Source organism: Atribacteraceae bacterium (genome assembly GCA_035477455.1).
Taxonomy (GTDB): Bacteria; Atribacterota; Atribacteria; order Atribacterales; family Atribacteraceae; genus DATIKP01.
The window spans coordinates 1-6,179 of record DATIKP010000051.1; the positions used below are offsets into that span (position 1 = coordinate 1).

Below are 6,179 nucleotides of genomic sequence, written 5' to 3' on the forward strand. Positions count from 1 at the left end.
CGCTATCTTAAATCAGTTTGCTCAATGGGAGCAACCTAATGAATCGCTTAGGGCGCTATGTTCAAAAGTTTAATGCGTTTCATATAGCACGAGATGATTTACCAACAACCACTCACTTTGGTCGTCCTCAGCATTCCACTATCCGCTCATCGCGTTCCTCCAGAAAGCGGGTGTGAAAACGGCCTTCCAGAAAGTCCTGGTCCTGAAGGATTTTGAGATGAAACGGCACCGTCGTCGCTACTCCTTCGACAATAAAGGATTGCAGCGCTTCCCGGGCGCGGCGTACGGCGAAGGGCCGGTCACTATCCCAAACCACCAGCTTGGCGATCAGCGAGTCATAATGCGGGGGAACGGTATACCCGGTAAAACAATGTGAATCGACTCGTATGCCCGGTCCCCGGGGTATATCAAAACGGGTAAGGGTGCCCGGCGAGGGCATGAAATTCCGTTCAGGGTCCTCGGCGTTTATTCTCATTTCAATGGAATGACCCCGCGCCTGAATATCACGCTGGGTCACCCGCAGCGGCTCTCCCGCGCTGGTTCGGATCTGCTCTCGGACGATATCCACCCCGGTCACCAACTCCGTCACTGGGTGTTCCACCTGAATTCTGGCGTTTAGCTCCATAAAATAAAATTCTCCGGAATTGGTCACCAGGAATTCAAAGGTGCCGCAGGTTGTATACTCCAGGGTACGCGCTGCCGTAACCGCGGCCTGGAGGATCCGTTCCCTGAGGTCTGGATCGATGCCGGGAGAAGGTGATTCTTCCAGTATTTTCTGCCGTCTTCTCTGAAGAGAACACTCTCTCTCCCCCAGATGGATGACCTGACCATGCCGGTCGGCGAGAATCTGGACTTCAATGTGGCGGGAACTGCCAAGCAGTTTTTCGATATACACTTCGGCACAGCCAAAGGCGAACCCAGCCTCTCGGCAGGCCCCGTTGAACGCATCGGCCAGCACCGATTCCGACTCGACAACGCGGATTCCCCGCCCTCCGCCACCCAAACAGGCTTTGATCATCAGCGGATACCCTATTTCCCCGGAGATTTGGCGGGCTTCGCTCAGATCGCTCACCGTTCCGCTTGAGCCGGGAATCACCGGAACTCCCGCTTGAAGAAGCTTTCTTTTAGCCTGAAGCTTATTTTTCATATCCCGGAGGACCGCCACGTCCGGACCGATAAAGGTGATCCCCTGCCCGGTCACCAGTTCGGCAAACTTGATGTTTTCCGATAAGAATCCATATCCGGGGTGTACCGCGTCACAGCGGGTCAGTTGACAGGCTTTTAATATCTTTTCCTGATTCAAATAGGTTTCCAGAGGCATATTTCCTCCCAGGAAAACCTTTTGGTCAACAAAGTCAAGATGCAGGAGATTCCGATCCGCTTCGGAATACACCCCCACCGTCTTCAAACCAAGCTCACGGCAGGCCCGGACGATCCGCAGGGCAATCTCACCCCGGTTCGCAACAAGCACTTTTTCAAACACCCGGCTCACCTCAGTCCATCCTTGATAAATCGACCCAACAACCGCCGCTGAGACATCGCTTAGCAGGTTATCACACGTCTCATCATACCGCGATGTTTTCCTCGGGAAAAACTAGAATATCCTGCCTTTCTTTATGCCAACGGAGCATCAATAAAGAGAAAAAGCCCACCCGGCCCACATACATGGTGATAATAATTAAGAATTTGCTGAAACTCGCCAACTCCGCGGTGATGCCCATGGAGAGGCCCACCGTCCCAAACGCCGAAAATACTTCGAAAATAACCGGCATCGGGGCCAGGGGTTGAATGCTCAAAATGACGACGATGATCCCCAGCAGGAAAAAGACAGCCATAACCACCAGAGAAATCGCCCGGTTGAGCACGACCGGGGAAATCCTCCGGCGGGCGATTTCGACATGGCTTTTCCCCTGGAGGGTAGAAAGCACCAAACCCAGCACCAAGGCCAGCACCGTCGTTTTCACCCCACCCCCTGTCCCCCCCGGCGAGGCGCCGATAAACATGAGCCCGATCATCAGGAACAAGGTTGGCGGAGTATGAGCTCCAATAGGCAAGGTATGGAACCCGGCGGTACGGGGAGCGCTGGATTGGAAAAGGCTGTTCATAATCTTTTCGGAAAAGCTCAGCGCCCCCAGTGTCTCGGGATTGTTCCATTCGAACAACAGGATGAGACCGGTCCCCAAAGCAATCAGGCACACGGTCGTCCTAATCACGACCTGCACATGGAGGCTGTAGTCGCGCTTTCGGTGGATCACTTCGGCCATGACGATAAACCCGATCCCCCCCAGGATAAACAAGGCCATCACCACCAGGATGACTAACGGGTCACCGGAAAACCCTTCCAGGTTGGTGCTGAATACGGAAAAACCGGCGTTGCAGAAGGCGGAAACCGCATGGAAGATCGCCGAGAAGAACGCCCGTCCGGGGGGCAGGATCCGGACGAAGGCCATAAACAAGAGGCTGGCCCCGATCATTTCCACAAAAAAAGTGTATTTGATGATGGTGATAGTAAAACGCACCACTCCGCCTGGCGCGATCAGGCTGAGTGATTCCTTGATCGCCAGGCGGTCCCGATACTCGATCCGCCGCCGGAAGATCAAAGCCAGGATCGTGCTGAAAGTCATATACCCCAACCCGCCGGCCTGAATGAGGATCAGGATCACAACCTGTCCCAGGGGACTAAAGAAGGTCGCAGTATCGACCACGATCAAACCGGTTACACAGATCGCCGAAGCCGATGTGAACAGAGCGTCGATGAAGGTGAGTCGGTTTCCCGCCGTGACCATCGAGGGTAGCGACAGGAGAAGTGCTCCGATGAGGATGATCATAGCATACCCGAACAGGATAAGATAAGCCGGACTTAAGCGGTGGATCAATCCTCCAATTCGGTCGGACAGGTTTCCGAACCCGCTTTTGTTGTCACCGGCCAGTTGTTGTAGGGCAGTTAATCGTTTCTTCAGCGTCTCCAACCCCATGGAAAAACATATTACACCTTTTCCCAGGAAAAACAACCGAACTCTTCTCGTGAATTCGGCGGGCTGCAATCAGATGCCACATTCTTCATCCGGGGCCTTCCGCCCGCTACCAGATGCTACCGGAGGAGCTAATCTGTCGGCGGGACCGACAGGAGCATTTATGAAAATTGGCGATGGGATAAAGGGTGTAAAGATTTTTTACCCTTCTGCCCCTCACCGTTTTATTTACAGAGGAGACGGGTTGACGAAGTTTCGCCGCGCAACTCAAGAGTACGCTCCTCCAACGAGGTTGCCGTCTTCCCGGACCTGGCTGGCGTCCACGAGGAACGAGTACACATCAGTCATGATGCCCGGGGACATCGAAACCAAATACTTCCCAAAATCTGCGATGACGCAGTTCAGATCATTCAGGAACGAGACTGTCAAAAGCTTTTTTCACCAGGGTCAGTTGTGTAAAAGCCGGTCCGCCTCCCATAACCACACCGACGCCCGCCGCTTCCATTATCTCTTCCCGACTGGCTCCGGCTTTCCAGGCGGATCGTACATGGATAAGGATACAGCGTTCACAATGGATCGCCACACCAATACCCAACGAGATGAGTTCCTTGGCTTTGAGGTCAAGACGTCCTTCTCCCATGAATTTGTGATAAAACGTGTTAAAGCCTTCTAAAAGCTCGGGGCTCTCCCTCCGGAGAGCCCGTAATTCTTCCCGATAACTGGCATAAAATTCCTTCGGATCCAGACTCATGGAACTTCACCTCCCAAAAAAAACAAGGGTTGAGGGTACCGGTGTGCCGAATAGCAGGGTCATACTCGCGAAAAGATTTGATTTTCCTTCGGGTTCGGGACGAGTAATCATCTCTCAGAATTGATTGACGGGAGTAAGCCAGTCACGGTACTCAGTCACTTCCCCTTTGACCGCACGGAAAAAGATCTCCTGGAGATAGCGGGTGACTGGCCCTGGCTTACCCTCTCCAATCGGCCTGCCATCGATATTTACGATCGGTGTGATTTCGGCCGCTGTTCCCGTAAAAAAGGCTTCATCGGCCAAATAGAGGTCGTCCCGGGTCGCGAGGGTTTCTTCAACCCGATATCCGGCGTCCCGGGCAATGGTCATGACTGCGTTACGGGTAATGCCCAGTAGGATTGAATAGGGATGCGGGGTATATATGACGCCGTCTTTCACATAAAAGATATTTTCCCCGCTCCCCTCGGATACAAACCCGTTCATATCGAGTAGAATTGCTTCGTCGTAACCGAGTTCCCGAGCTTCCATTTTCGCCAGGGCCGAGTTCAGGTAGTTGGCACTTGTCTTCGCCCGGGGAGAACTGGAGTTGATTGAGTTCCGGGCGTACGAGGATATTTTTGCCCGGATCCCTTGTTGGAGGCTCTGATCACCCATATATGCTCCCCAGACCCAGACTCCGACCACCAAGTCAACGACACAGTCGGTGGGATCAACCCCCATTTTCCCATACCCGCGAAAGGCAATGGGACGAATGTAGCACGCCTCCACCCGGTTGGCCCGGATCGTCCTTAGAATGGCCTCTTCCGCTTCCCGCCGGGAGTAGGGAATGCACATCCGGATGATCAATGCCGAATCAAAAAGCCTCCGAACATGTTCAGCCAGGCGAAAAACCGCGGCCCCCTGATTTGTGTGATAACAGCGGATCCCTTCAAAAACCGCCGTACCGTAATGGAGGGCATGGGTCAGGACATGTAGTCTGGCCTCGTCCCACTTGACCAGGTTTCCGTTCATCCAGATCAAATCCAATTCCTGCATGAGGCACGCTCCCGCTTCCGTTTTTGTGCTTCCATTATAACAGAATCCGAAACAATCACTGAGAGCCGGAAATGCTCTCCAGTCCCTTTTTTCCGGATGCCCACTTCGTGAATAGCATAATAGTGTATAATCGTGACGGTCAAGAGCATTGATAACAAAGCAAGCCCGAGTGAACATTGTCTATTCAGTGAAACTACCGGAACCTATAGTTTCGCTGGAAGCGAAGGAAAAGCCCGGCGGGTTATCGAGCTGCGCCGGGAGGGGGATCGATCATGAAACAAATATCCGTTTTTCTCGAGAACAAACCGGGCAGTCTTCATACGATACTGAAAACAATGACCGAGTGGGGTGTGAATTTACGGGCGCTGGCGCTGGCTGACACCGCCGAATTTGGGGTACTCCGTTTCATCGTAGCCAACCCAGAAGGACTTTTAGAAAAACTGAAAAAGGGGAATTTCACCGCCACCATCACCGAAATCCTGGTCGTCGCCGTTGCGGACCGGCCGGGCGGATTGAGTGAGGTCGTGGAATTGCTCACCAAAAACGGGTTCTCGATTGAATACCTGTACGCCTTTGTCACACCGCTGGGAAACGGTGCCTATGTTGTTTTGCGGGTCGAAGAATACCCGAAGGCCCAGGAACTCCTGAGGAACCACGGCATACTGCTATTGGAAGACTTCGAGCTCTGAAACGGCTGTTTCGCAAGACCAATCAAACACACCTGACTTACCCAGACACCAGGTGTGTTTGATTGAGGCGTCCATTCCCGGGCGACGGCCCGCGACGCAATCATACCCATTGGCAGGGGTTAGAGGTTGATCACCGCCTTGATCGACTCGGCTTTATGTTCGTGCGCAAACTCCAACGCCTGCTGAGTGTTCTCCAGGCTGAAACGGTGGGTGATCAAAGGTTTCAGGTTCACTTTTCCCGCGTTCAGGAGATCAACACAGCCCTTATAGACATTGGCATAGCGAAAGATCCCCAGGATATCCAGTTCTTTGGCGATGGTTTCGATAATCGGAAAATCGAAGTGGCTCTGCGAGGGCAGGCCAATCAGGACAATGCGCGCCCCCTGATTGGAGAAGTCCACCGTCTGCTGGGTGGTCGGGACGCTGCCCGCCGTTTCGAAAACCAGGTCCACCCCTTTTCCGCCGGTCACTTCCCTAACCGCTTTCCTGAGGTCCGGGTTTTGCCCGTTGAAGACGTATTTTGCACCCATATCCTGAGCTTTCCGGAGCCGATAATCATAGATATCGGTCGCAATGACCTCGGTAATCCCCCGGGCTATCAACGCCTGAATGGTCACCAAACCGATGGGACCACTTCCCAAAACCAGGGCGGTATGGCCGGGTTCCGCCTGGGCCCGTTTCACGGAGTAGATCCCTACCGCCAGTGGTTCGACCATCGCCGCTTCTTCAAAG

At 53.5% G+C, this 6,179-nt stretch carries 6 protein-coding genes; 1 reads left to right on the forward strand and 5 read right to left on the reverse strand.

What is annotated here, in order from left to right:
- Positions 1-127: 127 nt before the first annotated feature.
- From VLH40_02900 to ilvE, 4 genes are all read right to left on the reverse strand, one after another.
- On the reverse strand, positions 128-1,492 hold the full coding sequence (locus tag VLH40_02900) for an acetyl-CoA carboxylase biotin carboxylase subunit (protein ID HSV30958.1): 1,365 nt from the start codon (positions 1,490-1,492) through the stop codon (positions 128-130).
- Positions 1,493-1,565: 73 nt separating this feature from the next.
- Positions 1,566-2,975 (reverse strand): TrkH family potassium uptake protein, encoded by a 1,410-nt coding sequence (locus VLH40_02905; protein HSV30959.1) that lies wholly within the window; start codon positions 2,973-2,975, stop codon positions 1,566-1,568.
- 403 nt (positions 2,976-3,378) lie between these two features.
- A complete protein-coding gene (locus VLH40_02910) occupies positions 3,379-3,723 on the reverse strand; it encodes a carboxymuconolactone decarboxylase family protein (GenBank protein ID HSV30960.1) in 345 nt (114 codons plus the stop codon).
- A 114-nt stretch (positions 3,724-3,837) separates the two neighbouring features.
- Positions 3,838-4,758 (reverse strand): branched-chain-amino-acid transaminase, encoded by a 921-nt coding sequence (gene ilvE / locus VLH40_02915; protein ID HSV30961.1) that lies wholly within the window; start codon positions 4,756-4,758, stop codon positions 3,838-3,840.
- Between the two features lie 272 nt (positions 4,759-5,030).
- Here ilvE and VLH40_02920 point away from each other — a divergent pair, with 272 nt between their 5' ends.
- Complete coding sequence (locus tag VLH40_02920; GenBank protein ID HSV30962.1) at positions 5,031-5,447, forward strand: ACT domain-containing protein; 417 nt, start codon at positions 5,031-5,033, stop codon at positions 5,445-5,447.
- Between the two features lie 119 nt (positions 5,448-5,566).
- Here VLH40_02920 and VLH40_02925 read toward each other — a convergent pair.
- A partial coding sequence (locus tag VLH40_02925; protein HSV30963.1) for a zinc-binding dehydrogenase occupies positions 5,567-6,179 on the reverse strand: 613 nt, incomplete at its 5' end.